Source organism: Nocardia sp. NPDC004415 (genome assembly GCF_053602435.1).
Genome location: NZ_JBSGDP010000062.1, coordinates 1 through 24,921 on the forward strand (window position 1 = coordinate 1; position 24,921 = coordinate 24,921).

Below are 24,921 nucleotides of genomic sequence, written 5' to 3' on the forward strand. Positions count from 1 at the left end.
GTTGCGTAGGCGACGAAGGAGCAAGCAACGGTGCCTGACCGACGGCCCCTAGGGGCCGCGACCTCGAGCGCGCCAGCGCTCCAAAATTACAGCTCGAGCAACTTTTCTGTGGCGGCCAAGAGAACGCAGGTGGCCAGGCCGTCCATCGCCTTCTCCAGCTCGGGGAGCTGCGGGAAGCTGGGGGCGATGCGGATGTTCTTGTCCTCGGGGTCCTTGCCGTACGGGAAGGCCGAGCCCGCGGCGGTGAGCGCGATGCCCGCCTCCTTCGCCAGCGCGATCACCCGCGCCGCCGTGCCCTCGAGCACGTCGAGGCTGATGAAGTAGCCGCCCTTGGGCTCGGTCCACGAGGCCACCTTGGACGCGCCGAGCCGGTCCTCGAGGATGCGGCGCACCAGCGCGAACTTGGGCTCGAGCAGCGCGCGATGCTTCTGCATGTGCTCGCGCACGCCCTCGGCGTCGGTGAAGAACCGCAGGTGACGCAGCTGGTTGAGCTTGTCGGGGCCGATGCTCTTCTTCGACGCGTGCGACAGGTACCAATCGATATTGACCTTCGAGGCACCGAAGAAGCTCACGCCCGCACCGGCGAAGGTGATCTTGGAGGTGGAGGCGAAGACCAGCGGGCGGTTCGGGTTGCCCGCGGCGGCGGCCAGGCCGAGCACGTCGATGACCGGGTCGGCGGTGTCGGTGAGCGGGTGCACCGCGTAGGCGTTGTCCCAGAACAGGCGGAAGTCCGGCGCGGCGGCCTGCATCGAGACCAGTTCGCGGACAACCTCTTCGGAGTAGGTGACGCCGGTGGGGTTGGAGTAGTTCGGCACCGCCCACAGGCCCTTGATCCGCGGGTCGTCGGCCACCAGCGCGGCGATGGCGTGGGTGTCGGGGCCGTCGTTGTTCATCGGCACGGTGATCATCTCGATGCCGAGCGCCTGGGTGATGGCGAAGTGCCGGTCGTAGCCGGGGGCCGGACACAGCCACTTGACCGTCTCCTCGGCAGCCCAGCGGCGCGGCGAGTCCGGCGTGCCGTAGAGCATCGAGAACGCGATGACGTCGTGCATGATCTCGAGGCTGGCGTTGTTGCCCGCCAGCAGCTGCTCGACCGGGATGCCGAGCAGCTCACCGAAGATGGCGCGCAGTTCGGGCAGGCCGGTGAGGCCGCCGTAGTTGCGGCAGTCGGTACCCGAGCCGTCGCGGAAGTCGCCGTCACCGGGGAGGGCGAGCAGCGACGACGATAGGTCGAGTTGTTCCGGCGAGGGCTTACCTCGGGTGAGATCCAGCGTGAGCTTCTCGGTCTGGAGCGTCGCGTAATTCGCGGTCTGGGACTCGTGCTCGGACACGAGTTCCGCGTGGCTCATCAAACCGATCTGCGTTTGCCGGGGCATCCTGGGCAGCCTTTCGAAGCAGCAAGGTGGGGTACCCGCAACGTTACCCGGGGGTTGCCCGGAATCGCTGGGGTATCCGGGGCGGGATCGGGCTCGCACGCTGCGAAGGTGCGTAGGCGCTTCGATCAGGCCGAGCCCCTCGAAAATTGAGGGGACCCCGCGCACCCGGCAGAGCCCGTTGACCCTTGCTGCCTTCCGGCCCTGGGGGAGTTCACAGGATGCGCGCCGCGCGGGATCCGTCGGCCAGTGTAGCGGTATCCGGCGCGGCTCGCGATCGGCGGGGTCGGACGACAGGTCGCTGGAGAAGGTGCGAACTGGTTACGATCGGCGCGACATGGGCAAAGGGGGGAGTTCCCCGACCAACTCAGGAGGGGTTCGCGAGTGACCGGCCAGAATCCGCCGCCGAGCGGAGACAAACCACCGTCCGATCCGACCGTGCAGTGGTGGGAGCAGCCGCGCGCCGACGCGCCGAACCCCGGGCAGGCGGACCCGACCGTGCTGCGCGGCGGCATCGGTGATCACGGCGGCTACACCCCGCCCCCGCAGCCGTACCCGGGCGGCACCGGCGACCACGGCGCCTACGCCCCGCCGGTCAACCCGTATGCCAGCGCGCCGCAGCCGCAACCGCAGTTCGTCGCGCCCTACCAGGCTCCGCAACAGCAGTGGGGCGCGCCGCCGCCGCGCCCGCCCTCGTCGGGCAACAGCACCGTGTGGTGGATCGTGGGCGGCTCGGTGCTGCTGGTCGGCGTGCTGGTGATCGGCCTGGTGGTCTTCGCCGCGAACAAGGCCGAGGACGCGTTCGGGCCGGATTCGTCGAAGTGGGCGGGCGACTACGAGTTCATCGAGGGCAAGAACGCCTGCGACCTGGTCGACCTGACCGTGCTGGACCAGTGGTCGAGCACCCGCCAGACCACCACGCACACCGAACACGCCCCCTACGAGTACATCGGCGGCGGCTCCTACAACTGCTCGGCGCAGAACAAGAGCTCCGGTCGCGACGCCAACGGCGCCAACCTGAACCTGCAGGTGGAGTTCAAGACCGAGAGCGAGACCGAGTCCGACTACTCGCGCTGGAAGAGTTCCGACACCAGGACCACCGGCAAGGGCTACGAGAACGGCGCGGTCAGCGGCTTGGGTTCGGAGGCGTACTACGCCTACGAGGAGCAGACCTACAGCTCCATCCCCGACGACTACACCTACGTGGTGGCCGCGCACGACAGCAATATCTCGGTCAAGGTCGAGATCGAGGTGGAGAGCATGCGCAGCGTGGACAAGTCCACCCTGGCCGCCGCGGCCGAAGCGCAGGTCCGCAAGGTCCTCGCGGCGCTGAAGAAGTAGCAGGTCGGAGCGGGCAAGCGGGGGCCGGTTTGGCATCGGCCCCCTGCCACCCGCTATGCTGCTCCACGGAGGATTCGCCTAGTGGCCTATGGCGCTCGCCTGGAACGCGGGTTGGGTTAACGCCCTCAGGGGTTCAAATCCCCTATCCTCCGCCACAGCAGGGCCCTGATCGGTTCGCCGGTCGGGGCCCTGCTCGTTTTAATCGGTGGATCTGTCGGTGCGCACCCGTAGAGTGGGCCCGACAGTGCGGGAGACCCCCACCACACCCCTTCGCCCTGTCGCCCCTTCGGCAGAAGTGTGCGTGCCGACACAGTGAAGTGGGTACCCATCCATCGCGCCCGTCCGCAGCGGACGGCGTGCGCCGGTCGACGTCTCGTTCGTCGTCGACCGCCCAGAACTCAGAAAGAACCTTGTCAGTGAATACAGCACCTGAAACGAGCATCGGCCGCGGCGCGACCGGGCCGATCCGGTTGATGCTGCGTGACCACCAGAGCACCACCGGGCCGATCGACGGCGCCTGGTGGCCGCGAACCGACCAGCCGATGACCGAACTGCACCAGCTGGTGCACGCGGTCGGCCCGCGCATCGGCAAGCTGGCCCGCCTCGGATTCGACTGGAACACCGGCGAATCCGGGAGCGAGACCGAGCCCGGCTCGCGCATCATGCACCTGGTCGGCAGCAACGGCGCCGCCCTGGCGCTGCTCGTGGTTCCCGCCTCCACCGAGGCGCCCGCCGCGCGCAGCCAGATGCGCTGGGCGGCGGGCAAGCCCCGCGTGCAGGACCCGGCTCCGGCCGACACCGCCGCCGACGGGCCGCGCCCGCTGGCCCAGCTCTAACGGTCGCTGGTGTAGGTCGGGTCGAAGTCGCGGGGCGCGCCGCGGCGGCTGAGCAGACGGTCGAACCACTCACCGAGCACGACACCCGAGGCCAGGGCACAGCCCACGCCGAACGCGCCGAGCAGCTGACTGAAACCGAGCAGGGTCTCGTCCTCGAGCAGGGCGTAGAGCCCGCGGTACACCTTCAGACCGGGCAGCAGCGGGGTGATGCCCGCGACCGCGACGACCAGCGGCGGGGTGAGCGCGCGCCGCGCCATCAGACCACCGGCCATACCGATCAGGGTGGCGGCGATGCCCGAGGAGATCACCGGGCCGAAGCCGATGTCCTGGGCGAGCAGGTAGGCCATGGTGCCCGCGCCACCGCTGAGCCCGGCGGCCAGCAGCGCCCGCCGCTCGGCGTAGCAGGCCAGCGCGAAGGCGATCGCCGCCACCGCGCCGGCCAGGAGGGTGACCGCCAGATATCCGGTGTCGCGTCCCGCGCTCGCCGCGATCTCCGGCACCGGGATACCGAGCAGCACCGAAACCCGCAGGGCCAGGCCGATACCCGCGACGATGCCACCGGTCATCATCACCAGTTCGAGCATGCGTGCCGCAGCGGTGATCGGCGCGCCGGTGATGGCGTCCTGCACCGAACCGACGAGCTGTAACCCACTGAGCAGCACCGTGATCCCCGCCGCGACGATCAGCGCCGCCTCGGCGCGCCAGTCGTCGCTGACCGCCGCCAGCGCGATCGCCGGTGCGGCCGCGAGGATTCCGCCGACGACGTGCTGGAAGAAGATCGGCAGACCGAGCTGGTGCAGGGACCGGTTCACCACATCGATCAGCGCGGTGGTCGCGAAACTGATCACCGCCAGCACCACCCCGCCACCGAGCAGCACCGCGATGGCGGCCGCCAGCAGCGACCAGCCCGCGGTGGACACCCAGCGCGGATAGGGGTGGCGCAGCGAGACGATCTCGTCGAGCGCCGCGTGCGCCTGGTCGACCGGGACGACCTGGCTGCGGATCCGGCGGGTCAACCGGTCCACCGCCGCCAGCCGGGTGAAGTCGAGCGAGCGGTACTTCACCACCCGCATATCGCTGGCGGGTGGCAGGCTCAGGCCGCGGTCGGCCCAGATACGGATCGCGTCGAAGGTGACGTCGATGTCGCATTTGTCCAGACCATAGGTCGAGGCGATGAAGCGCACCTGTGCCGAGGTGTCCCCGACGCTGGTACCAGCGGCCAGCACCACCTCGCCCACCCGCACGGCCAGATCGAGCACCTGCGACACCTCGGCGTCGTCGGTGAGATCGATCGGCTTGAGCGGGGTGGGCGCGGCGACGATATTGTCGGCCGTGGCACGTTGCGACGGCAGGATGAACGGTCGGCGAAACGGCCACAGGCGACGTCGACCTGGGGTTTCGATGATCGTGTCGCCCTCGCCATCGGGCTGTGGGTCCGCGCTCATACCTCGACGGTAGTAGCGCCCCGACTGTGTTCACCGTCTCGCAACGACTTCGTCAACGTGTCGGTGCGCACTCAGATGTCCTCGATCAGGCCGGTGCTGTAGGCCGTCGCGGCGAGGTGCTGTAGACACCGCGGTCCGCATCCGTCGTGCTGAGTCAGCACGAAACGGGCCTGGCGCAGCGAAGAAATGGGAGAATCGGCCACGCAGTCGGCATGTGCGGCGCGCCAGTGGTCTTCGCGGGCACGGGCCGCGGCGCGCGATACCGGCGGGTCTGGTGCGGATGGGTCGTGCAGGGTGTGACGGTAGGGGCCGGCGATGGAGGCGATGTCTGTATGAACACCGGGACGGGGAAGGTGATCCAGGAGCGGCGGCGGTTGCTCGGGCTGTCGCAGCCCGCGCTCGCCTCCGCGATCGGGGTGAGCTCGCGGCAGATCACCCGGTACGAGTCCGAGGAGCAGTCGCCGACGCTGCCGGTCGCCATCCGGCTGGCCGAGGCGTTGCAGATCTCGCTGGCCGAGCTGGCCGGGATCGTCGACAACCGCGTCGACCTGGCGGGGCGGTGGTGGGCCGCCTGGCAGAAACCGGCCGACGCCGGCGAAGAAGTCGAGATAGCGCCGGTGACCATCCGGCACGAAGGCGACCACCTGCTGCTCGACTCCGACGCCGAATCCCCGGCGGCGCCCGACGATCCCGTCGCCCAGGTGCGCGGCGAGATGCGGGTCTGGGACGGTGACGCGCTCACCGGCTGGATGCGCGGGATGGACATCGCCTTCCCGATCGGTGTCATCTACTACTCGCTGCATCCCCAAGGCGCTCACGCCGTCGGCTCGTGGACCACGAAGGCCGGGGTCGACGGGCTCGTGCGCGGCTGGAGCGCCCTGGCCAGGGAGAAATCCGACGCCGAGAAACTCCTCTCGGAGCTGGTGCGCACCGACGGCACCGTCGAGTCGTGGCCGGGCACCGCGCGCTCGGCCTGAATCCGCAGCGCGATGTCGTAGACGCTGGGCCGCCCGGTATCGACCGGCGGCAGCAGTAGTAGGTAGCGGGTCAGTGCCCCGAACACGAGCAGTCCCAACAAGATCCACGCGTAGATTTCCATCTGTCCCCTCCGAACGAGTCAGTACTTGCACGGGTGGCGCGGTATGGTGCTGTCGAAGCCGCCGAACAGAAGTATGGTCGCCGTCAAGACCTTTTGGACAGCAAAAAGCGTCTACAAATGTCTACAGTTCTCTACGATGGGTCCATGTCCAGTCGGGGCGTCCAGGGGGAAGACCACAGCGCGACCGGAGCGCGGCTGCGCGCGCTACGCGAACAGGCCGGTCTCTCGCTGACCGCGCTGGCCACCCGGGTGCCCTACAGCCGGGCCGCCCTCGGCCACTACGAAACCGGAACGCGCGCAGCCTCACCCGCCGTCATCGCGTGGTACGAACGCATCCACGCCCAGTCCCCCGCCCGCGCGGAACCGCTCATCGAGATCGGTCATCCGCACCCGGACGAGTCCGGTTACTCCTGCCCGTTCCGGGTCGACGGCCTGATCGAGGGCGAGGCGGCGGGCACCGATCCGGCGGCGGCGCTGCATTCGGCCCTGCAGACCATCGGCATCGAACTGGCCAGGGCGGGCAGGCGGCGTCAGCGCAGCGCGGCGACCACGGTGGTCAGGGATTCGGTCAGCAAGGCCAGGTAGCGGTCCGGATCGGGCACCGCCGCGGCGTCGGAATGCACTGACAGCGTGACAGTTTCACCGATGCCGTGCACGCCGTGGGTCAGGTGCATGACCGCGCCCAGTGCGGGAAAACCACCGGTGAACAGCACCGGGGCGCCCGCGAAGGCGAGATCGGCGGCACCGCGGTTGACGCTGGAGACCACGGTGTTGCCGTCGAGTTCGGATGGCACGCTGTCGAGATCGGCGGTGGCGACATCGCGGACGGCGAAGATCGATGGCACCGTCTCCCCCACCCGATTCCGCACGGCCAGCAGCGGATTCAGCGCTCGCTCGCGGCGGGTGGCGAGTTCGTTCGCGATGAGGGCGGCGCGGGCGCGCAGGTCCGGTTCGTCGATGTGCAGGTCGATGGACAAGCCGCGGTAGTTGTTGCGCGCGGGGCCGTCGGCGGGGACCGCCATGGGCAGCGCGGTGCCGAGGCGGGCCGGAACTTCACCGCGTTCGGCCAGGTAGGCGGGCAGCGCGACCGAAATCGCGGTCAGCGCAACGAGAGTGACGGTGTACCCGGGCAGGCGCAGGGTATCGGAATCGGCGACGAGCAACCGGACGCGGTGCGCGTCGGCGGCGACCGGGGCGGCGGGATTGAGCAGGCAGGGCGCGAAGCCGGTTGCGGCCGCGGGCACTTCACCCGCGGCCGTCCGATCGGCCAGTTCACGTTCCGCACGGTAGGCGGCGCGTCCACGCCGGACCGTCTCGAACACCTGCCGGGGAAAACGCAGTGCGCCAAGCACACTCGCGGGCAGTCCGTGAGCGGTCCATCCCCAGATCTGTCCACAGGAATCCACAGCCTGTGCAAGGGTTTTCGCTGGTGATACCACGCTCATCCCCCGGTTATCCACAGGCTTCCCGGAATCGCTGTGGATAACTTCGGAGGACCCGAACAGCGCGCGGGCCAGACCGGCGGCACGGGTGCCGTCGGCCAGGGCGTGCGAGACCTGGAGCACCACGACGAGCGCGGGCCCGGATGAGCGGGGCGCGTCACGCACCCCGCGAAAGACATGCAGGCGCCAGGGACGCTCGGTCGCGGTGAGGCCGGTACCCAGAAGTTCGCCGATCCGGTCCAGCACGGTATGCCATGCCAGACCGTCGGACGGATGGGCCACGAATTGCTGGGACGTGAATTCGGCGGGCGCCCAGCGCGGATAGTCGAGATCGCCCGGAATCTCCTGTACCCGGATCCGCAGATCCGGAATGCGCGCGGAACGCGCGGCGACGAAAGCGCGGAGTTCACCGGTGGCCGTTGCGGTTTCGGCGAACGCGTAGAGCAGGAACACATCGTTGGCACTGCGTCGCGACAGCCAGAACATCGTCGCGTCGCGCGGGGCCATCCTGGTCATCCGAGCAACGATAGGCCACCCCTGAGGAGGCCCCGAGTCCTACCGACCCGGGGCCCGTACTGCCGACTCGTTGCGCACCGCGCGGTTCAGCGGCGGGCGAACTCTCCCGCGGTGACATCGGCTAGAAACGTACGCCAGTCTCCCTGTCCGAAGGCCAGCACGGGACCACGGCCACGATCCTTGGTGTCGCGGACCGCGACTTCGCCGCCGGCGAGAAAGGCCACCTCCACGCAGTTCCCATCGGGCCCGCTGTAGGTGCTCTTCCGCCACACAGCGTCCGTCACATCAACTTCCACGGCACATGCTCCTTTGCTTCATCGAGAACGGGATTACTCCTGGAATCGTCGAACATTCCGATTTACGGCGTGACCGATGAGTTACTTCGTGGCAGACACAGCACTGCCACACGGTGCGCGCAACAGATCGGCACGAACCAGCGCATCGAGGCGTTTCCGCCTCCGGGGGCTGCCCCCGCGGAAGAGACACTAGCAGGTCTTCCGCAAGTTTGCGGATGAGAATTTGCTTTCTCATATCTGTTTGCCAACCTTGCGAAGCTTCGCGTTTGCGGGGGCATTGCCAGCCCTCCTTACCCATTCCCGAACCCGTTGACACATCCGGATTTAGTTCCATGTGATTAGTCCGTGATACGTCAAATTCCGCACTGTCTCAGCCGCCTCACGAGCACCATCGGCGCCGGGCGTGGATCATGGGGGAATGATCTCCCGAGACCGCGACGCCGCAGGTCGTGCCCGCAACGACCGCCCCAGGGACCGACTCGGACGGCCACTGCCGCCCGGCAGCGCGGGCGTCGCCCGAATTCCCGACGATCTCGAGCTGCCACCCCAGCAAACTCTGGCCTTCGCTCAGCAACTGCTGGACGACGGATTGGCATTCAACGCGCACGAGGTATTGGAGGCCGCCTGGAAGAACGGGCCGGTAGCCGAGCGGATGCTCTGGCAGGGTCTGGCGCAATACGCCGTCGGGATCACCCACATCCAGCGCGGCAACACCAAGGGCGCGGGTACTCTCCTGCGCCGCGCGAGCGAGCGCCTCGACGCCTATCCGGCGAATGCCCAGCAGCACGCGGTGGACCGCGCCGGGCTCATCGCGCACGCGCACACCCTGCTCGCCGCGCTCGACGCCGGTACCCCCGTTCCCGAGGACCGGCTGCGCCCGCGCCTGTGCCGCGAGCCCACCTAGACTGGGGCGATGCCCGCAGGCCGCTACGCTCCCAGTCCCTCGGGAGAGCTGCATCTGGGCAATCTGCGCACCGCGATCCTGGCCTGGCTGTTCGCCCGCACCACCGATCGCGAATTCCTGCTCCGTATCGACGATCTGGACCGTGTCCGACCCGGCGCCGCCGACCAGCAGCTCGCCGACCTGGCCACCATCGGGATCGACTGGGACGGCCTGGTCGTACGGCAGTCCGAGCGGCTGCCCCACTACGCGGCGGCTGTCGCCGAACTCACCGCGGCGGGCCGCACCTATGAATGCTTCTGTACCCGGCGCGAAATCCAGCAGGCGGCCACCGCCCCGCACGGCCCGATGGGCGCCTATCCCGGCACCTGCCGCGAGCTCACCGAAGCCGAGCGCGCCCGGCGCCGCGCCGAAGGTCGGCCCGCCGCAATCAGATTGCGCGCCGAGGTGGCCGAGTACGAGATCACCGATCTGCTGCACGGCCGATACCGCGGCGCCGTCGACGATTTGGTGTTGCGCCGCGGCGACGGTGTTCCCGCTTACAACCTGACCGTGGTGGTCGACGACGCGGCGCAGGGCGTCGACCAGGTGGTCCGCGGCGACGACCTGCTGCCCTCCACCCCCCGCCAGGGCTATCTGGCCGAGCTGCTCGGCCTCGCGGCACCGACCTACGCGCACGTGCCGCTGGTCCTCAACGCCGAGGGCAGGCGGCTGGCCAAACGCGACGGCGCCGTGACGCTTTCGGACCAACGCGCCGAGGGCAACACGCCGCAGGACGTGGTCGCCGCGATCGCCGCCTCACTCGGCTACACCGCACGCACGACGGCCGAGCTCCGCGAAGTTTTCGACGCCACCCGCATCCCGGCAAAACCATGGATACTCGAGCCCGACGGGTTGTTCCGACCTGACCGATGTCCGTAACGTACGCATCGACCGATCTACAGATCATGACGAGGACTGAATTTATGACCAGCGGTGGTTACGACCCCAACCAGTACCCGCAGGGCGGTCAGCCCGGCGGCTACGGCCAGGATCCCTACGGCCAGCAGCAGCCGGGTTACGGGCAGCAGCAGCCGGGTTACGGCCAGCAGCCCGGTTACGGGCAGCAGCCCCCGGCGTACGGCCAGCAGCCCGCCTACGGCGCGGCCGACCCGTACGGCCAGCAGCAGCCCGCCTACGGTCAGGACCCCTACGGCCAGCAGCCCGCCTACGGGCAGCAGTACGGCGCGCAGGGCTTCGGCGGCGTCGCGGCCGCCGACCTGGGCACCCGCTTCGGCGCCCGCTTCATCGACGGCCTGATCGTCGGCATCCCGCTGGCCATCGTGCAGTTCCTGCTGCCCACCGGCTTCGCCACGAGCATCATCATGTCGGTCATCTCGGCGGTCGCACTGGTGGGCTACAACGTCGCCCTCGAGGTGACCCAGGGCGCGACCGTCGGCAAGAAGCTGCTCGGCCTGCGCGTGGTCGCCCCCGGCGGCGCGCCGAACCTGACCCCCGAGCAGTCGATCAAGCGCAACGCGTTCCTGATCCCGCAGATCATCTACTGCATCGGTGGTCTGGTGAGCTTCGGTCTGGCGATCTACATCGCCGTCACCATCAACCAGGACCCGAACAAGCAGGGCTGGCACGACAAGCTGGCCGGCGGCACGCAGGTCGTCAAGGGCTGATACCGCTCTCGCACGAACGACAGGGGCGCTTCCGGATTCCGGAAGCGCCCCTGTTGCGTTCGGCGATCAGTACGTCGAGCTCGTGTCGAATCCGCCCGCGAGCCCGAGGACGACCACGAAGACCAGGTACAGCACCCAGCCGACGATGGCGAGCGCGCCGATCCAGATACCGGCCTGCGCCATCCCCTTGCCCTCACCCCCGCGTTCCTTGATCTGGTTGAGCGCCATCACACCAAGGATGATGCCCACGATCGAGCCCAGACCACAGCTGCAGAAACCGATCAGCGAGGAGACCAGCGCGCCGATGGCCAGGCCGTTGGTGCCCTGCGGCGGCGGGTAGGCGCCGTAGGGCTGATAGCCCGGCCCCGGGTAGCCGCCGTAAGCAGGCTGCTGCGGCTGCTGGGGATACTGCGGGCCCGAGGGCTGCTGATAGTTCGGGTACTGCGGCTGCGAGGGCGGCGGCGCGGGCTGCTGGTAGTCGGGCTGCTTGGACAGCGAGGGCGGCGGCTGCTGCGGGTACTGCGGCGCCGACGGGTAGCTCGGGGACTGCGGAGGCTGCGACGGCTGCGCGGTCGGGTACTGCGGCACCGAACCCGGCGCGCCGGACTCCGGCGACACGCCGGAGCCGCCGTACTGCTTCCACCACTCGTCGGAATCGCCGGGATTCGTCATTGCTACAGCGTATTCCACAACCTGCGGCCATGGCGTACCGCGACCTTGGTTGGATAGACCCCGTGACTGATGCAAACTCGCTCGACAAACCCGCCGGATCTGGGCGCCCCGCGCCGGAACACGCGGCATTCGCCCAGGCCGCGCGGGGGTTCTATCCGGTGATCGTCGCGTTCTTCACCGCGACGCTGATCATCTCCAACATCTGCGCCACCAAGGGCGTGGAACTGTTCACCGATCTCTCGGTGAGCCTCGGCCCGGTGCAGATCCTGCCGCTGGTCACCGACGGCGCCTTCTTCCTGTTCCCGCTGGCCTACATCCTCGGCGATGTGCTCAGCGAGGTCTACGGCTTCCGCGCCACCCGCCACGCCATCTACACCGGTTTCGGCGCGCTGCTGCTGACCGTCGCGTGCTTCTGGGTGACCATCCAGCTGCCGCCCGCTGGGTTCTACGAGAACCAGGAGGCGCTGCGCACCGTCCTCGGCACCACCCCGCAGCTGGTGCTGGCCGGCCTGGCCGGGTACTTCGTGGGTCAGCTGCTCAACTCGGCCACCCTGGTGCTGATCAAGGAACGCACCAAGGAGAAGCATCTGTGGGCCCGGCTGATCGGCTCCACCGTGATCGGCGAGTTCGCCGACACCCTGATCTTCTGCTCCATCGCCGCGACCGCCATCGGCATCGACTCCTGGCAGACGTTCGTGAACTACGTGATCGTGGGCTTCGTCTGGAAGACGCTGGTCGAGGTGCTGGTCATGCCCATCACCTACCGCGTCATCGCGTTCCTCAAGAAGGCCGAACCGGGCTACGGTCCCGCCCCGGTCGACGCGCTGCACGACTGACGCTGCCGGCGGCGGAGCGGGGTGGGCTCCGCCGCTACAGCCCCGGCGCCTTGATCCGGCCCTGCCAGCGGCCGAGGAACTCCGCCTTGAACTCGTCGAAGTAGCCGCCGTCGATGCTCTCCCGGATGCGGTCGACGAGGCGGACGGTGAAGCGCTCGTTGTGGATCGTGCACAGCGTGGCCGAGAGCATCTCCTTGGCCTTGAACAGATGGTGCAGGTAGGCGCGGGTGTAGTGCGCGCAGGTATAGCAGTCGCAGTTCTCGTCGATGGGGGTGAAATCGCGGCGGAAGCGGCTGGTGTTGATGTTGAACCGGCCCTCGTCGACGTAGATGGCCGCGTTGCGCGCCACCCGCGAGGGGTTCACGCAGTCGAAGGTGTCGGCGCCGTTCTCGACGGCGGTGAACATGTCCTCGGGTTCGCTGATGCCGAGCATGTGCCGGGGCTTGGCCTCGGGCAGCTCGTCGCAGCACCAGCCCACGATGGTGCCCAGATTGTGCTTCTCGAGCGCGCCGCCGATGCCGTAGCCGTCGAATTCGGTGCCCTGCGCGCCGCGGATCGTCTCCAGGTCGCGACAGGCCTTGCGCCGCAGGTCCTCGTACTGCGCGCCCTGGATCACCGCGAACAGCGCCTGGTAGGGGCGATGGGCGCGGGCGAGGGTGAGCCGTTCGTGTTCGTCGATGCAGCGCTGGGCCCATTCGTGGGTGCGCTGGAGCGATTTCTCCTGGTAGCCACGGGTGTTCATCAGCGTGGTGAGCTCGTCGAAGGCGAACATGATGTCGGCGCCGAGCTCGTGCTGGATGCCCATCGACACCTCGGGGGTGAAGCGGTGCCTGGAGCCGTCCAGGTGTGAGCGGAAGGTGACGCCGTCGTCGTCGACGGTGGCCAGGCGCTCCTTGCCCGCCGCGATCACCTGATCGGAGCGGATGTCGACGGCCTCCATCGCCAGTACCTTCTTGAACCCCACCCCCAGCGACATCACCTGGAACCCGCCGCTGTCGGTGAACGTCGGCCCCGCCCAGTTCATGAACCGGCCCAGCCCGCCGGCCGCGTCCACGATGTCGGAGCCCGGTTGCAGATACAGGTGATAGGCGTTGGCCAGCAGCGCCTGCGCGCCGAGGTCCTTCATCGTCTCCGGCAGCACCGCCTTCACCGACGCCTTGGTCCCGACCGGAATGAAGGCGGGCGTGGCGATCTCGCCGTGCGGGGTACTGATCACCCCGGTCCGGCCGTGCCGCCCACCATCGAGCCGGGCACCGACCTTGAACGCGAACTCGCTGGTATCAGCCACCCGCCCATCGTGCCAGCCGACGATGGGCGGGCCGAGCCCCGGTCCCTACAGTTCGGCCGCCGCGAACTGGGCGTTGTAGAGGTTGTAGTACGCGCCGCGGTCCTCGAGCAGGCGCTCGTGGGTGCCCTGCTCGACGATGCGGCCCTTGTCCATCACCACGATCAGGTCCGCGTCGCGGATGGTCGAGAGCCGGTGCGCGATGACGAAACTGGTGCGGTCGCGGCGCAGGGCCGCGGTGGCGTGCTGGACCAGCGACTCGGTGCGGGTGTCGACCGAGCTGGTGGCCTCGTCCAGGACCAGGATCGACGGTTTGGCCAGGAAGGCGCGGGCGATGGTGATGAGCTGCTTCTCACCGGCGCTCACCCCGCCGCCCTCCTCGTCGATGACGGTGTCGTAGCCGTTGGGCAGCACGTGCACGAACCGGTCGACGTAGGCGGCGCGGGCCGCGGCGAGGAAGTCGTCCTCGGTGGCGTCCGGGTTGCCGTAGGCGATGTTCTCGCGGATGGTGCCCTTGAACAGCCAGGTGTCCTGCAGCACCATGCCGATGCGTGAGCGCAGGTGGTCGCGGGTGATGGTGGTGATGTCGACGTCGTCGATGGTGATGGTGCCCGCGTCGAGTTCGTAGAAGCGCATCAGCAGGTTCACCAGCGTGGTCTTGCCCGCGCCGGTCGGCCCGACGATGGCGATCACGTGCCCGGGCTCGGCGACCAGCGAGAGCCGCTCGATGATCGGCGTGTCCGGCTCGTACCCGAACGACACCGCCTCGAACTCCACCCGCCCGCGATCCACCGGGCGCGGGTTCTCCACCAGCGGGTCCGGGCTCTGTTCCTCGGCGTCGAGGATCTCGAAGATGCGCTCGGCCGAGGCCACACCGGATTGCAGCAGGTTGGCCATCGCGCCGATCTGGGTGAGCGGCTGACTGAACTGGCGCGAGTACTGGATGAAGGCCTGCACCTCGCCCAGCGACAGATTGCCGGTGGCCACCCGCAGCCCGCCGACCAGCGCGATGAACACGAAGTTCACGTTCCCGAGGAACATGATCGCGGGCATGATCAGGCCGGAGATGAACTGCGCCTTGAAGCTGGCGTCGTAGAGCTTGCGGTTGCGCTTGTCGAACTCGGCGCCCACCTCGCGGCCGCGGCCGAACGCGGTGATGATCTCGTGGCCGGTGTAGGCCTCCTCCACCGAGGCGTTCACCTCGCCGGTGTATTTCCACTGGTCGACGAAGTGCGGCTTGGACCGCTTGGCGATCTGCGCGGTGACCACGATCGCCGCGGGCACGGTGAGCAGCGCGATCAGCGCCAGCAGCGGCGAGATCCAGAACATCATGATCAGGATGCCGACCACGGTGAACAGCGAGTTCAGCAGCTGGCTCATGGTCTGCTGCAGGCTCTGCGAGACATTGTCGACATCGTTGGTGACGCGGCTGAGCACGTCACCGCGCGGGGCGGTGTCGAAGTAGCGCAGCGGCAGCCGGTGCAGCTTGTTCTCCACCTCGTCGCGCAGACGCTTGACCGTGCGGTTGATGACGATATTGAGCAGGTAGCCCTGCAACCAGCCGAACAGCGCGGCGGCGATATAGAGGACGAGCACCAGCAGCAGCACCCGGCGCACCGCGTCGAAGTCGATGCCGGTACCGGGGATCACGTCCATCGCCGAGAGCATGTCGGCGCGGGTGTTCTCCCCCCGCTGACGCAGCATCTCGACGGTCTGGTCCTTGGTGAGCCCCGGTTCGAGCTGCTTGCCGACGAAGCCGTCGAAGACCAGGTTGGTGGCTTTGCCGAGCAGATACGGGCCCAGCGTGTTGAGCACCACCGAGGTGATCACCAGGGCGAGGATCGTGCCCACGTACACCCGTTCGGGGGCGAGCCTGCGCAGCAGCCGCTTCAGCGACGGGCCGAACGATTTGGCCTTGGTCCCCGGTGCGCCGGGAACGGGTCCGCCGGGCCTCATCGAGCCTCCTCCGCGCTGAGCTGGGACTCGACGATCTCGCGGTATTCCGGACATCGCTGCATCAATTGGTCATGGGTGCCGATGCCCGCCATGGCGCCGTCCTCCAGGACGACGATCTGGTCGGCGTCGCGAATGGTCTGGATGCGCTGGGCCACGATGATCACCGAGGCGTCGGCGGTCTCGGGCTTCAGCGCCGCGCGCAGCCGGGCGTCGGTGGCCACGTCGAGCGCGGAGAACGAGTCGTCGAACAGGTAGATGCGCGGTTTGCGCACCAGCGCGCGGGCGATACACAGCCGCTGCCGCTGCCCGCCGGAGACCGTGGTGCCGCCCTGGGCGACGGGGGTGTCGAGGCCCTGCGGCATCTCGCGCACGAAATCGGCCGCCTGGGCGACCTCGAGCGCGGCCCACAGTTCCGCGTCGGTGGCCTCGGGCTTGCCGTAGCGCAGGTTGGTGGCGATGGTGCCGGAGAACAGATAGGCCCGCTGCGGCACCAGGCCGATCTCGGCGCGCAACGCCTCCAGGTCGGCGTGGCGCACGTCGGTGCCGCCCACGTAGACCGCGCCGTCGGTGACATCGATGAGTCGCGGGATCAGATTGAGCAAGGTCGTCTTGCCCGATCCGGTGGACCCCACGATCGCGGTGGTCGTGCCCGGTTCGACGGTGAATCGCATGGCGCGCAGCACCGGCTTCTCCGCGCCGGGGAAGGCGAATTCGGCGAAGCGCAGGTCGACGGTGGCCGGGTCACCGGCGAAGGGCTGCGGCTGTCGCGGCGGTCGCACCGAGGACTCGGTGTCGAGCACCCCGCCGATCCGGTCGGCCGAGACCGCCGCGCGCGGGGCCATCATCGCCAGGAACGAGGCCATCATGACGGCCATCAGGATCTGCATGATGTAGGACAGCATCGCGGTGAGCGAGCCGATCTGCATGGTGCCGTTGTCGACGTGGTGTCCGCCGAACCAGATCACCGCGACGGCGGTCAGATTGCTGATCAACATCACGGTCGGGAACATCAGCGCCATCAGCTTGCCCACGCGCAGCGAGGCGTCGGTGAGCGAACGGTTGGCGGTGCCGAAACGCCAGATCTCCTGCCGCTCGCGCACGAACGCGCGCACCACCCGGATACCGGTGATCTGCTCGCGCAGCACCCGGTTCACCCCGTCGATGCGCTCCTGCATCTGCCGAAATCCGGGCACCATCCTGGCCACGATGGTGCCCATCGCCAGAGCCAGCGCGGGCACCGCGATGAGCAGCAGCCAGGACAGCCCGAGGTCCTCGCGCAGCGCCATGATGATGCCGCCGACACACATGATCGGGGCCATCACCAGAATGGTCACCGACATGACGATCAGCAGCTGGACCTGCTGGATGTCATTGGTGGAGCGGGTGATCAGCGAGGGCGCGCCGAACATGCCGACCTCGCGCGCGGAGAACGTCTCCACCCGGTGCAGCACCCCGCCGCGCATGTCCCGGCCCGCGCCCATCGCCGCCTGCGCGCCGAAGTACACCGACGCCGCCGAGGCCACGATCTGCACGCAGCTCACCGCCAGCATCCACAGGCCGGTGGTCCAGATGTAGCCGATATCGCCCTGGGTGACGCCGTTGTCGATGAGGTCGGCGTTGAGGCTGGGCAGGTAGAGCATCGCGATGACCGAGATCAGCTGGAGTACGAGGACCCCGGCCAGCTGGGCGCGGTACGGGGCCAGGTAGGTCCGCAGCAGGGAGATCAACATGATGGACGCAGGCTACCGCGTGCCGTTCGCGCACGCCCCCGACTTTTACCTTCGCTATGGACAAGCTCGAACAGGCGATGAATCAGGCGCCGGCGGGGGTGCGCGGCTCGCGCCGGACCCAGGCGCCGGGGTCGGCGACCAGCTCGGCGACGAACCCCGGCAAATCGTCGGCGGCGATGTCGGCGATCGACACGTTCTCCAGCACCGCGCGGATATTGACGCGCAGCGCGATCCACACCCGCTGCAAGGGTTCGGCCGCGCCGGGGTAGCGCACGTCCTCGGGACGCTGCCCGCGCACCGATGCCAGTGGCGACTCCACCGCGCGGATCACGTCGGCCACCGAGATCTCGGTGGCGGGCCTGCCGAGCCGGTAGCCGCCGTCGGGCCCACGCCTGCTCAGCACGAGTTCGGCGCGACGCAACTCGGCCAGCACCGATTCGAGCACCTTGGGCGGGATCTGCGCGGCGGCCGCGATGGCCTCGGCTTTGACGACTCCGTCGGCCGCGGCGAGCTCGAGTAGCGTTCGCACCGCGAAATCGACCCTGGCGGTGATATGCACGTGCTCGAACTTACGCGGTGCCGCACGCGGTCAGGACGCAGGTGGCCGCGTCCAGGAGGGTCTTCTCGACCATCTCGTCGCTGGCGCCGGGGGCCAGCTCGCTCGACAGCAGCGCCACCCCGAGCACCTCGATCGCGGCGGAGGCACGCAGTTTCGACTCCTGTGTCGGCTCCGGCCCGGCCAGCCACATCCGCAGCTCACGGGTGGGTTCCATCAGGTCGGGGTAGCGATCGGCGATTGCGTTGACGATGGCGGCGGTGTCGCGCACGCACAGCGCGCCCGCGTCGCGATGGCGGATCATCCCGCGTAAGTAGGTGCGCAGTACCGCGCGGATGCCCTCGTTGTCGTAGGGCACGGCGTCGATGTCGGTGACGATGTCGCGCATGTGGTCGATGATCGGGTCGATGATCGCCAGCAGCAGGTCCAGCTTCGAGGCGTAGTGGTAGTAGAGCGAGGCCTTGGTGATTCCCACCACATCGGCGACCTCGCGCAAACTGGTCTGCTCGAAACCTTTGGCGGCGAAAAGCTGGACCGCGGCGTCGCGGATCGCCTGCTTGGTGCCGCCACCTGCGGAAACGGTGTCGACGGCGTCTCGGGCAGTCATGCGCCAATCCTCCCATCATTCGGTGTGACCCGCGGCCACCCCCAATAAATCGAGGTTGCCTCTCCACTTAACTGATCGGTAGTCTACCTACCGCACGGTAGGCAAAGACAAACGACGATGTGGAGGCGGGGCACGTGTCCGTATACCTGTACAGATGGGGAAAGTTCGCTTTCCGCCGTAAATGGATCGTGTTGCCGGTCTGGTTGCTGCTGTTCCTGCTGCTGGGCGGCGCGGGTGCCGCGCTCAGCAAGCCGATGAGCAATGACTTCAGCATGCCCGAGCTCCCCTCGGCGCGCGCCAACGAGATCCTCGACAAGCACTTCCCCGGGATGTCCGAGCAGTTCGCGCTCGACGCCGTCGCCGGTACCTACGTCATCGGCGCGCCGGAGGGCCAGAAGCTCACCGACCCGGCCAACCGCGCCGCGATCGACGCCTTCATCGCCAAGCTCACCGAGCTCGACATCGTCGACCACAGCAAGCCGCTGATGAGCCCGGTCGAGGTCGCCGAGAAGATGGGCTGCCTGGCCGCGCCCGACCCGTCGCAGTGTTCGGGCGCCCCGCTCAACGTGCTGAGTGACACCGCGCCGAACACGGTCGCGATCCTGAACGTGCCCTTCGCGATCGACACCGTCACCGATGTCACCGAGGCCAACCGCGACGCCGCCTACGAGGTCGGCGCCGACGCCCGGCACGCCGGCCTGACCGTCGAGGTCAGCGGCTCGGTCGCGATGACCCAGGAACAGCCCAGCGGCAAGTCCGAGATGATCGGCATGGGCGTGGCCCTGGTCGTGATGGTGGTCGCCTTCGGTGCCCTCGTCGCGGCGGTCGTCCCGATCGTCACCGCCATCGTCGGCCTCGGCGCGGCGACCTCGCTGATCATGCTCGGCACCTCGGTCATGCAGGTGCCCGGCTTCACCACCTTCCTGGCCTCGATGATCGGTATCGCGCTGTCGATCGACTACGCGCTGTTCATCGTCTCGCGCTACAAGCACGAACTGGCCGTGCGTGACTCGGCCGAAGAAGCCGCGGGTACTGCGCTGGGCACCGCCGGCTCGGCCGTGGTGTTCGCCGGTCTCACCGTCATCATCGCGCTCGGCGCGCTGGGCATCGTCGGCGTGCAGTTCCTGACCTTCATGGGTCTGGGTGGCGCCATCGCGGCGGGCTTCGCCGTGCTCACCGCCATCACCCTGATGCCCGCGCTGATGGGCGCCTTCGGCAAGTACCTGTTCCGGCCGAAGCTGCCGCTGGTCGCCCAGCACGATCCCGAGGACGAGAACTCGGTCACCAACGGCCAGCGTTTCGCCCGCCTGATCGGCAAGGCCCCGTGGGTCGCGCTGATCCTGTCGGTGCTCGCGCTCGGCGCGCTGGCCGCGCCCGCGGCCAACCTGAACCTCGGCCTGCCCGGCGAGGACAGCCTGCCCAAGACCTCCACCGTGCGTAAGGCCTACGACCTGCGCACCGAGGGCTTCGGCGAGGGCAGCAACGGCGTGCTGATGGTCGTCGCGGATCTCACCGCGGTGCCCGAGGCCCAGCGCGAGGAAGCGGTCAACGCGCTGCGCGACAAGCTCGCCTCCTACGAGCAGATGGACTACGTCACCGCGCCGCAGTTCAACGAGTCCAAGCAGGGCGCCATGCTCAACGGCGTGCCCAAGCAGGGCCCGAACAACCAGGACACCAAGGATCTGGTGGCCGAGGCCCGTGGCGCCGAAGCCGACCTGCACGAGAAGTACGGCATGGAGTACGGCATCACCGGCACCACCGCCATCTACGCCGATGTCGACCACGTGCTGCTGAGCAAGATCCTGCCGTACCTGGCGATCGTGGCCGGTGCCGCGTTCATCCTGCTGATCCTGGTGTTCCGCTCGATCCTGGTGCCGCTCACCGCCGCGCTCGGCTTCCTGCTCTCCATGGCGGCCACCTTCGGCGCGACGGTGCTGATCTTCCAGGAGGGCACCTTCGGCCTGATCGAGGACCCGCAACCGCTGGTCAGCTTCATGCCGATCATGCTGATCGGCTTGGTGTTCGGTCTGGCGATGGACTACCAGGTGTTCCTGGTGACCCGCATGCGCGAGGAGTTCGTGCACGGCAAGTCGCCCAAGGACGCGATGGTCTCGGGCTACCACCACGGTGCCCGCGTGGTGACCTCGGCCGCGATCATCATGATCTCGGTGTTCGGTTCCTTCATCCTGGAAACCGATGTCACCGCGAAGTCCTTCGGTTTCGCGCTGGCCGCCGGTGTCGCCATCGACGCGTTCGTCGTCCGCATGGTGATCGTGCCCGCGCTGCTGGTGATCATGGGCAAGTGGTCCTGGTGGATCCCGAAGTGGCTCGACCGCATCCTGCCCGACATCGACGTCGAGGGCGCCAAGCTCGAGCAGCTGCGCAACCAGAACGCAGAGACGGTGAAGCAGCCGGTGACGGTCAGCTGATCCCCGCGTGAAGTTCGCGACCCCCGCACTCCCCCGAGTGCGGGGGTCGCGTCGTTTCCGCGCCAGGGTCCTTGATCTCACGGTGGCTGGGCAGCAGACTCAGGACTTAGCTCGACCCGGCTGTATCTCCAGATCCGCTCATCGCGAGGAGAAAACCGTGTCCGTCTATCTGTACCGGTGGGGCAAGCTGGCCTTTCGCCGCAAGTGGATCGTGCTGCCCGTCTGGTTGATCTGTTTTCTGGTACTCGGCGGCCTCGGCGCCCAGCTGCAGAAACCGATGACCGACGACTTCAGCATGCCCAACCTCCCCTCGGAACGGGCCACCGAAATCCTCGACCAGCACTTCCCCGGTATGTCCGAGGCCTTCGCCTTCGACGCGGTGACCGGCACGTATGTCATCGGCGCGCCCGCCGGGCAGAAGCTCACCGACCCGGCCAACCGCGAACAGGTGGCCGCGCTGATCGGCAGGCTAGAGCAGCTCGGCATCGTCGACCACAGCGAACCGATCGTCGACCCGATCACCGCCACCGAGGAAATGGGCTGTCTCACCGCGCAACCCGACCCCTCGACCTGTAGCGCCGCGCCGCTGAACGTGCTGAACAAGACCGCGCCGGAGACGGTCGCCTACTTCAGCGTCCCGTTCACCATCACCGATTTCGCCGACATCACCGCCGAGGACCGCGACGCCGCCTACGCCGCCGGTGACGCCGCCCGCCAGGCCGGGCTCACCGTCGAGATCAGCGGCACCATCGCGATGGAGCAGGAGATGCCCTCGGGCAAGTCCGAGATGATCGGTATGGCCGTGGCCCTGGTGGTGATGGTGGTGGCCTTCGGCGCAATCGTCGCGGCGTTCGTGCCGATCATCACCGCCATCGTCGGCCTGGGCGCGGCGACCTCGCTGATCTTCCTGTCCACCTCGGTGCTGTCGGTGCCCAGCTTCACCACCTTCCTCGCCTCGATGATCGGCATCGCGCTCTCGATCGACTACGCGCTGTTCATCGTCTCGCGCTACAAACACGAACTGGCCGTGCAGGACTCGGCCGAAGAAGCCGCGGGTACCGCGCTGGGCACGGCGGGTTCGGCGGTCGTGTTCGCCGGGCTCACCGTGATCATCGCGCTGGTGGGCCTGAGCATCGTCGGGGTCCGGTTCCTGACGTTCATGGGTCTGGGTGGCGCGGTCGCGGCCGCGTTCGCCGTGCTCACCGCCATCACCCTGATGCCCGCGCTGCTCGGCGCGTTCGGCAAGGCGCTGTTCAAGCCGAAGCTGCCGCTGGTCGCCCAGCACGATCCCGAGGACGACAACGTCGTCAGCAACGGCACCCGCGTCGCCCGGCTGATCGCCAAGTTCCCCGCGGTGACCATGGTGCTGGCCATCGTGGTACTCGGCCTGCTCGCCGCGCCCGCGCTCAACCTGAACCTCGGCCTGCCCGGCGAGGACAGCATGGCCAAGACCACCACCGTGCGCAAGGCCTACGACCTGCGCACCGAGGGCTTCGGCGAGGGCAGCAACGGCGTGCTCCAGATCGCTGTCGACCTCAGCGACACCCCCGCCGACCAGCGCGCCGCCGCACTGACCGCGCTGCGCGAGAAGCTCGCGTCCTACCCGGACATGGAGTTGGTCACCGAGCCGCAGATGAGCCAGGACGGCGCGGGCGCGCTGATCAACGGCATCCCCCGCTCCGGCCCCAACGACCAGTCCACCAAGGATCTGGTGCAGTCGGCCCGCGACGCCGAGTCCGACCTCAACGAGCAGTACCGGATGTCCTACGGCATCACCGGCACCACCGCCATCTACGCCGACATTGACCATGTCCTGCTGAGCAAGATCGTGCCCTACATGGCGATCGTGGCAGGCGCGGCGTTCATCCTGCTGATCCTGGTGTTCCGCTCGATCCTGGTACCGCTCACCGCCGCCCTCGGCTTCCTGCTGTCGATGGCGGCCACCTTCGGCGCGACCGTGCTGATCTTCCAGGAGGGCAAGTTCGGCCTGATCAGCGATCCGCATCCGCTGGTCAGCTTCCTGCCGATCATGTTGATCGGCTTGGTGTTCGGCCTGGCCATGGACTACCAGGTGTTCCTGGTGACCCGCATGCGCGAGGAATACGTACACGGCGCCGACCCGACCGACGCGGTCATCAAGGGCTACCACCACGGCGCCCGCGTGGTCACCTCCGCCGCGATCATCATGATCTCGGTGTTCGGCTCGTTCCTGCTGGAAACCGATGTCACCGCCAAGTCCATGGGCTTCGCCCTGGCTGCCGGCGTGGCCCTGGACGCCTTCGTCGTCCGGATGATCCTCATCCCGGCCCTGCTGGTCCTGCTGGGCAAGTGGGCCTGGTGGATGCCCCAGTGGCTGGACAAGATCGTCCCCGACATCGATGTCGAGGGCGCGAAACTGCGCGAGATCCAGAACCGCGACAAGGTGGCCGTACCCGTCAATTCCTGACCACCAAGGGTTTTCGGCCGCCTCGCATCCGAGGGGCGAGACGTAACGGCGAAGCCGGAGTATCGCCCCTCGGATGTGAGGCCCAAGGGGCCGAAAACCCCGCGGCGCCAGCCGCCCATGTCACTCGCTGGGTTGCGGGACCTCGCACTCGCTGACCTTCGGGTTCAGGCCGATGTAGTTGGCCGGGCCGGCCGCGGCCGTCACCGCGATGGTCGCCCAATCCGAGCACTCGCGCGGCAGCTTGGCGAAATAGTGCCGCTGACCTGCCGCGAGCAGCCCGACGGCCACCCAGCCCAGTACGACGAGAACCAAGAGCTTCCCCCCGAGCCCGATCCCGGACTTCGCGGGTGGCGGCTGTCGCCCGCGCATAATCATCGTTCCTTCCCGGATTTCGGTACTACCAGTCTATTACGCACCACAGCGGTGCAGGCCCGCTGTGGATATCGCACCAGATCCGATTTGCCAACCACGATCCGGTGCGGCAGTTTGATCGTGTGGGGGACAGCCGATCATGATTCTGCCGACCGCGCCTCCGTGGGTCGGCGACCAGTTCACCGACGCCATTCTCCAACGAACCTGGCCGGAAGCCGTCCGGAGACTACGCCTCGCTTTCGTCGTGCTGCCGAGCGTGGTGGCGGCGACCTCTTCCCTGGGTGTCCTGGCGATCGGGCTGATGGGCGCGCCGACACCGATCCTGTTCGCAGTGCTTCCGCTCCACGTCCTTGCCGTCGTGATACCCCCGCTTCTCGCCCTCCGGCGCCTACGGCGCGGGCTGTGGCCCATGGACGCGTGGTATCGGGCATCGGACGGAATCCGGGCGCAGGCATGGATTCTCCTCATCGAGTCCGCGCTGGCCTGCTTCCTGGGATTCCGCGGCTGGCCCATTCTGCCGGTCCTCGCGGTCCTGGCCTTCGTCGTCCGCCGCGTGAGCTTGTTCCTCGCCGGAAAGGCCGGAATATCCGTCCATCCAGCAGATGCCCTGTACCGTGCCGAGTCCGACGACGAAATCGACCTCCACGCCGACGGCGGATACGACGACAGGAGTCTGCTGGTCCTCGTCCGGGTCTACCTCGCAGCCGACAGGATTTCGCTTCGCTCGTGGACCATGCGACCCGAGCGGCCGACAAGATCAAACTGGCAAGGCTTCTATTTCGGCGTGGAGAACGATGTCACCCTGCTCGAGCTGCCATTCGACCACATTCGTGATGTGACCCTCTGGACATTCCCCCCGGGGTACACCCGGCACCGCTGGTTCATCGCCCCCGACGGCACACCCCTCTACAACAACAAGATCTCCACCGCGATCCTGCTGTCGACTACCAACCCCAACCTGCCCGCCTTCACCATCCCCACCGCGGACGCGGCCGTCCTGACCGAAGTCGTGCGCAGACGCATCCATCACTACCACCGCCGGTAGCCGCCTGAATCCCAACCAGATGGAACCGAACCGGTCGGTCATGCGTCAGATACAGAGAAAGGGAACTTCCC

Annotated in this window: 23 protein-coding genes, 1 tRNA gene and 1 other RNA gene; 12 read left to right on the top strand and 13 right to left on the bottom strand. The window is 68.0% G+C overall.

Going from position 1 to position 24,921, the window contains the following annotated elements:
• Positions 1–86 precede the first annotated feature (86 nt).
• Both ACWEMY_RS23885 and ffs read right to left on the bottom strand, forming a co-directional pair.
• Positions 87–1,376 (bottom strand): aminotransferase class I/II-fold pyridoxal phosphate-dependent enzyme, encoded by a 1,290-nt coding sequence (locus tag ACWEMY_RS23885; protein WP_452391812.1) that lies wholly within the window; start codon positions 1,374–1,376, stop codon positions 87–89.
• A gap of 146 nt (positions 1,377–1,522) precedes the next feature.
• An RNA gene (gene ffs, locus ACWEMY_RS23890) (signal recognition particle sRNA small type) lies at positions 1,523–1,617 on the bottom strand.
• Positions 1,618–1,757: 140 nt separating this feature from the next.
• On the opposite strand from ffs, the gene ACWEMY_RS23895 reads away from it, so the two are divergent.
• From ACWEMY_RS23895 to ACWEMY_RS23905, 3 genes are all read left to right on the top strand, one after another.
• Positions 1,758–2,714 (top strand): hypothetical protein, encoded by a 957-nt coding sequence (locus tag ACWEMY_RS23895; protein WP_452391813.1) that lies wholly within the window; start codon positions 1,758–1,760, stop codon positions 2,712–2,714.
• A gap of 67 nt (positions 2,715–2,781) precedes the next feature.
• A tRNA-Ser gene (locus tag ACWEMY_RS23900) sits at positions 2,782–2,869 on the top strand.
• Between the two features lie 261 nt (positions 2,870–3,130).
• Positions 3,131–3,550 carry a DUF5994 family protein gene (locus ACWEMY_RS23905; protein WP_375932713.1) on the top strand — a complete coding sequence of 140 codons (420 nt, stop codon included), beginning with the start codon at positions 3,131–3,133 and terminating at the stop codon, positions 3,548–3,550.
• Here ACWEMY_RS23905 and ACWEMY_RS23910 read toward each other — a convergent pair.
• Positions 3,547–4,995 (bottom strand): threonine/serine ThrE exporter family protein, encoded by a 1,449-nt coding sequence (locus ACWEMY_RS23910; protein ID WP_452391814.1) that lies wholly within the window; start codon positions 4,993–4,995, stop codon positions 3,547–3,549. The genes ACWEMY_RS23905 and ACWEMY_RS23910 overlap by 4 nt on opposite strands.
• Before the next feature lie 71 nt (positions 4,996–5,066).
• Entirely contained in the window at positions 5,067–5,198 is a 132-nt protein-coding gene (locus ACWEMY_RS23915) for a hypothetical protein (RefSeq protein ID WP_375932707.1), read from the bottom strand.
• 129 nt (positions 5,199–5,327) lie between these two features.
• On the opposite strand from ACWEMY_RS23915, the gene ACWEMY_RS23920 reads away from it, so the two are divergent.
• Complete coding sequence (locus tag ACWEMY_RS23920; protein ID WP_452391815.1) at positions 5,328–5,972, top strand: helix-turn-helix transcriptional regulator; 645 nt, start codon at positions 5,328–5,330, stop codon at positions 5,970–5,972.
• A 266-nt stretch (positions 5,973–6,238) separates the two neighbouring features.
• Positions 6,239–6,679, top strand: coding sequence for a helix-turn-helix domain-containing protein (locus ACWEMY_RS23925; protein WP_452391816.1), 441 nt, complete (start codon positions 6,239–6,241; stop codon positions 6,677–6,679).
• Here ACWEMY_RS23925 and ACWEMY_RS23930 read toward each other — a convergent pair.
• Both ACWEMY_RS23930 and ACWEMY_RS23935 read right to left on the bottom strand, forming a co-directional pair.
• Entirely contained in the window at positions 6,625–8,052 is a 1,428-nt protein-coding gene (locus tag ACWEMY_RS23930; protein WP_452391817.1) for a wax ester/triacylglycerol synthase domain-containing protein, read from the bottom strand. The two genes, ACWEMY_RS23925 and ACWEMY_RS23930, sit on opposite strands and share 55 nt — an antisense overlap.
• Positions 8,053–8,138: 86 nt before the next feature.
• Positions 8,139–8,348 carry a DUF397 domain-containing protein gene (locus ACWEMY_RS23935; protein WP_452391818.1) on the bottom strand — a complete coding sequence of 70 codons (210 nt, stop codon included), beginning with the start codon at positions 8,346–8,348 and terminating at the stop codon, positions 8,139–8,141.
• Between the two features lie 418 nt (positions 8,349–8,766).
• Here ACWEMY_RS23935 and ACWEMY_RS23940 point away from each other — a divergent pair, with 418 nt between their 5' ends.
• The 3 genes from ACWEMY_RS23940 to ACWEMY_RS23950 are packed head-to-tail and all read left to right on the top strand — an operon-like array spanning position 8,767 to position 10,916.
• Entirely contained in the window at positions 8,767–9,252 is a 486-nt protein-coding gene (locus ACWEMY_RS23940; protein WP_452391819.1) for a DUF309 domain-containing protein, read from the top strand.
• 9 nt (positions 9,253–9,261) lie between these two features.
• Positions 9,262–10,170 (top strand): tRNA glutamyl-Q(34) synthetase GluQRS, encoded by a 909-nt coding sequence (gene gluQRS / locus ACWEMY_RS23945; protein WP_452391820.1) that lies wholly within the window; start codon positions 9,262–9,264, stop codon positions 10,168–10,170.
• Between the two features lie 44 nt (positions 10,171–10,214).
• Entirely contained in the window at positions 10,215–10,916 is a 702-nt protein-coding gene (locus ACWEMY_RS23950; RefSeq protein WP_452391821.1) for an RDD family protein, read from the top strand.
• A 66-nt stretch (positions 10,917–10,982) separates the two neighbouring features.
• Here the strand turns inward: ACWEMY_RS23950 and ACWEMY_RS23955 are convergent, their stop codons facing one another.
• On the bottom strand, positions 10,983–11,588 hold the full coding sequence (locus tag ACWEMY_RS23955) for a DUF4190 domain-containing protein (RefSeq protein WP_452391822.1): 606 nt from the start codon (positions 11,586–11,588) through the stop codon (positions 10,983–10,985).
• A 53-nt stretch (positions 11,589–11,641) separates the two neighbouring features.
• Here ACWEMY_RS23955 and ACWEMY_RS23960 point away from each other — a divergent pair, with 53 nt between their 5' ends.
• Entirely contained in the window at positions 11,642–12,424 is a 783-nt protein-coding gene (locus ACWEMY_RS23960; RefSeq protein WP_375935615.1) for a queuosine precursor transporter, read from the top strand.
• A gap of 34 nt (positions 12,425–12,458) precedes the next feature.
• On the opposite strand, the gene tgt is transcribed toward ACWEMY_RS23960, so the two are convergent.
• The 5 genes from tgt to ACWEMY_RS23985 form a co-directional block, all read right to left on the bottom strand.
• Complete coding sequence (gene tgt, locus ACWEMY_RS23965) at positions 12,459–13,712, bottom strand: tRNA guanosine(34) transglycosylase Tgt (RefSeq protein WP_452391823.1); 1,254 nt, start codon at positions 13,710–13,712, stop codon at positions 12,459–12,461.
• Positions 13,713–13,757: 45 nt separating this feature from the next.
• Entirely contained in the window at positions 13,758–15,665 is a 1,908-nt protein-coding gene (locus ACWEMY_RS23970) for an ABC transporter ATP-binding protein (RefSeq protein ID WP_452391824.1), read from the bottom strand.
• The gene (locus ACWEMY_RS23975) at positions 15,662–17,395 is read right to left on the bottom strand and encodes an ABC transporter ATP-binding protein (RefSeq protein ID WP_452391825.1); all 1,734 of its coding nucleotides are present in this window, start codon (positions 17,393–17,395) and stop codon (positions 15,662–15,664) included. Before ACWEMY_RS23975 ends, ACWEMY_RS23970 begins: the two co-directional genes overlap by 4 nt.
• 82 nt (positions 17,396–17,477) lie before the next feature.
• On the bottom strand, positions 17,478–17,954 hold the full coding sequence (locus tag ACWEMY_RS23980) for an RrF2 family transcriptional regulator (RefSeq protein ID WP_375932672.1): 477 nt from the start codon (positions 17,952–17,954) through the stop codon (positions 17,478–17,480).
• A 10-nt stretch (positions 17,955–17,964) separates the two neighbouring features.
• A complete protein-coding gene (locus ACWEMY_RS23985; RefSeq protein WP_375932669.1) occupies positions 17,965–18,558 on the bottom strand; it encodes a TetR/AcrR family transcriptional regulator in 594 nt (197 codons plus the stop codon).
• Positions 18,559–18,692: 134 nt separating this feature from the next.
• Here ACWEMY_RS23985 and ACWEMY_RS23990 point away from each other — a divergent pair, with 134 nt between their 5' ends.
• Together ACWEMY_RS23990 and ACWEMY_RS23995 are read left to right on the top strand one after the other, a co-directional pair.
• Positions 18,693–20,987 carry an MMPL family transporter gene (locus tag ACWEMY_RS23990; RefSeq protein ID WP_452391826.1) on the top strand — a complete coding sequence of 765 codons (2,295 nt, stop codon included), beginning with the start codon at positions 18,693–18,695 and terminating at the stop codon, positions 20,985–20,987.
• 157 nt (positions 20,988–21,144) lie between these two features.
• Entirely contained in the window at positions 21,145–23,433 is a 2,289-nt protein-coding gene (locus ACWEMY_RS23995) for an MMPL family transporter (protein ID WP_452391827.1), read from the top strand.
• Between the two features lie 120 nt (positions 23,434–23,553).
• Here ACWEMY_RS23995 and ACWEMY_RS24000 read toward each other — a convergent pair whose 3' ends face one another.
• Complete coding sequence (locus ACWEMY_RS24000) at positions 23,554–23,802, bottom strand: hypothetical protein (RefSeq protein WP_452391828.1); 249 nt, start codon at positions 23,800–23,802, stop codon at positions 23,554–23,556.
• A gap of 142 nt (positions 23,803–23,944) precedes the next feature.
• Here ACWEMY_RS24000 and ACWEMY_RS24005 point away from each other — a divergent pair, with 142 nt between their 5' ends.
• Positions 23,945–24,850, top strand: coding sequence for a hypothetical protein (locus ACWEMY_RS24005; protein ID WP_452391829.1), 906 nt, complete (start codon positions 23,945–23,947; stop codon positions 24,848–24,850).
• The last annotated feature ends 71 nt before the right edge of the window (positions 24,851–24,921 follow it).

Coding starts and splice junctions, on each gene's coding strand:
- ACWEMY_RS23910 (WP_452391814.1), bottom strand. CDS start 4,995: ATGAGCGCGGACCCACAGCCCGATGGCGAGGGCGACACGATCATCGAA.
- ACWEMY_RS23985 (WP_375932669.1), bottom strand. CDS start 18,558: ATGACTGCCCGAGACGCCGTCGACACCGTTTCCGCAGGTGGCGGCACC.
- ACWEMY_RS23975 (WP_452391825.1), bottom strand. CDS start 17,395: ATGTTGATCTCCCTGCTGCGGACCTACCTGGCCCCGTACCGCGCCCAG.
- ACWEMY_RS23955 (WP_452391822.1), bottom strand. CDS start 11,588: ATGACGAATCCCGGCGATTCCGACGAGTGGTGGAAGCAGTACGGCGGC.
- ACWEMY_RS23950 (WP_452391821.1), top strand. CDS start 10,215: ATGACCAGCGGTGGTTACGACCCCAACCAGTACCCGCAGGGCGGTCAG.
- ACWEMY_RS23885 (WP_452391812.1), bottom strand. CDS start 1,376: ATGCCCCGGCAAACGCAGATCGGTTTGATGAGCCACGCGGAACTCGTG.
- ACWEMY_RS23940 (WP_452391819.1), top strand. CDS start 8,767: ATGATCTCCCGAGACCGCGACGCCGCAGGTCGTGCCCGCAACGACCGC.
- gluQRS (WP_452391820.1), top strand. CDS start 9,262: ATGCCCGCAGGCCGCTACGCTCCCAGTCCCTCGGGAGAGCTGCATCTG.
- ACWEMY_RS23920 (WP_452391815.1), top strand. CDS start 5,328: ATGAACACCGGGACGGGGAAGGTGATCCAGGAGCGGCGGCGGTTGCTC.
- ACWEMY_RS24005 (WP_452391829.1), top strand. CDS start 23,945: ATGATTCTGCCGACCGCGCCTCCGTGGGTCGGCGACCAGTTCACCGAC.
- ACWEMY_RS23970 (WP_452391824.1), bottom strand. CDS start 15,665: ATGAGGCCCGGCGGACCCGTTCCCGGCGCACCGGGGACCAAGGCCAAA.
- ACWEMY_RS23925 (WP_452391816.1), top strand. CDS start 6,239: ATGTCCAGTCGGGGCGTCCAGGGGGAAGACCACAGCGCGACCGGAGCG.
- ACWEMY_RS24000 (WP_452391828.1), bottom strand. CDS start 23,802: ATGCGCGGGCGACAGCCGCCACCCGCGAAGTCCGGGATCGGGCTCGGG.
- ACWEMY_RS23930 (WP_452391817.1), bottom strand. CDS start 8,052: ATGACCAGGATGGCCCCGCGCGACGCGACGATGTTCTGGCTGTCGCGA.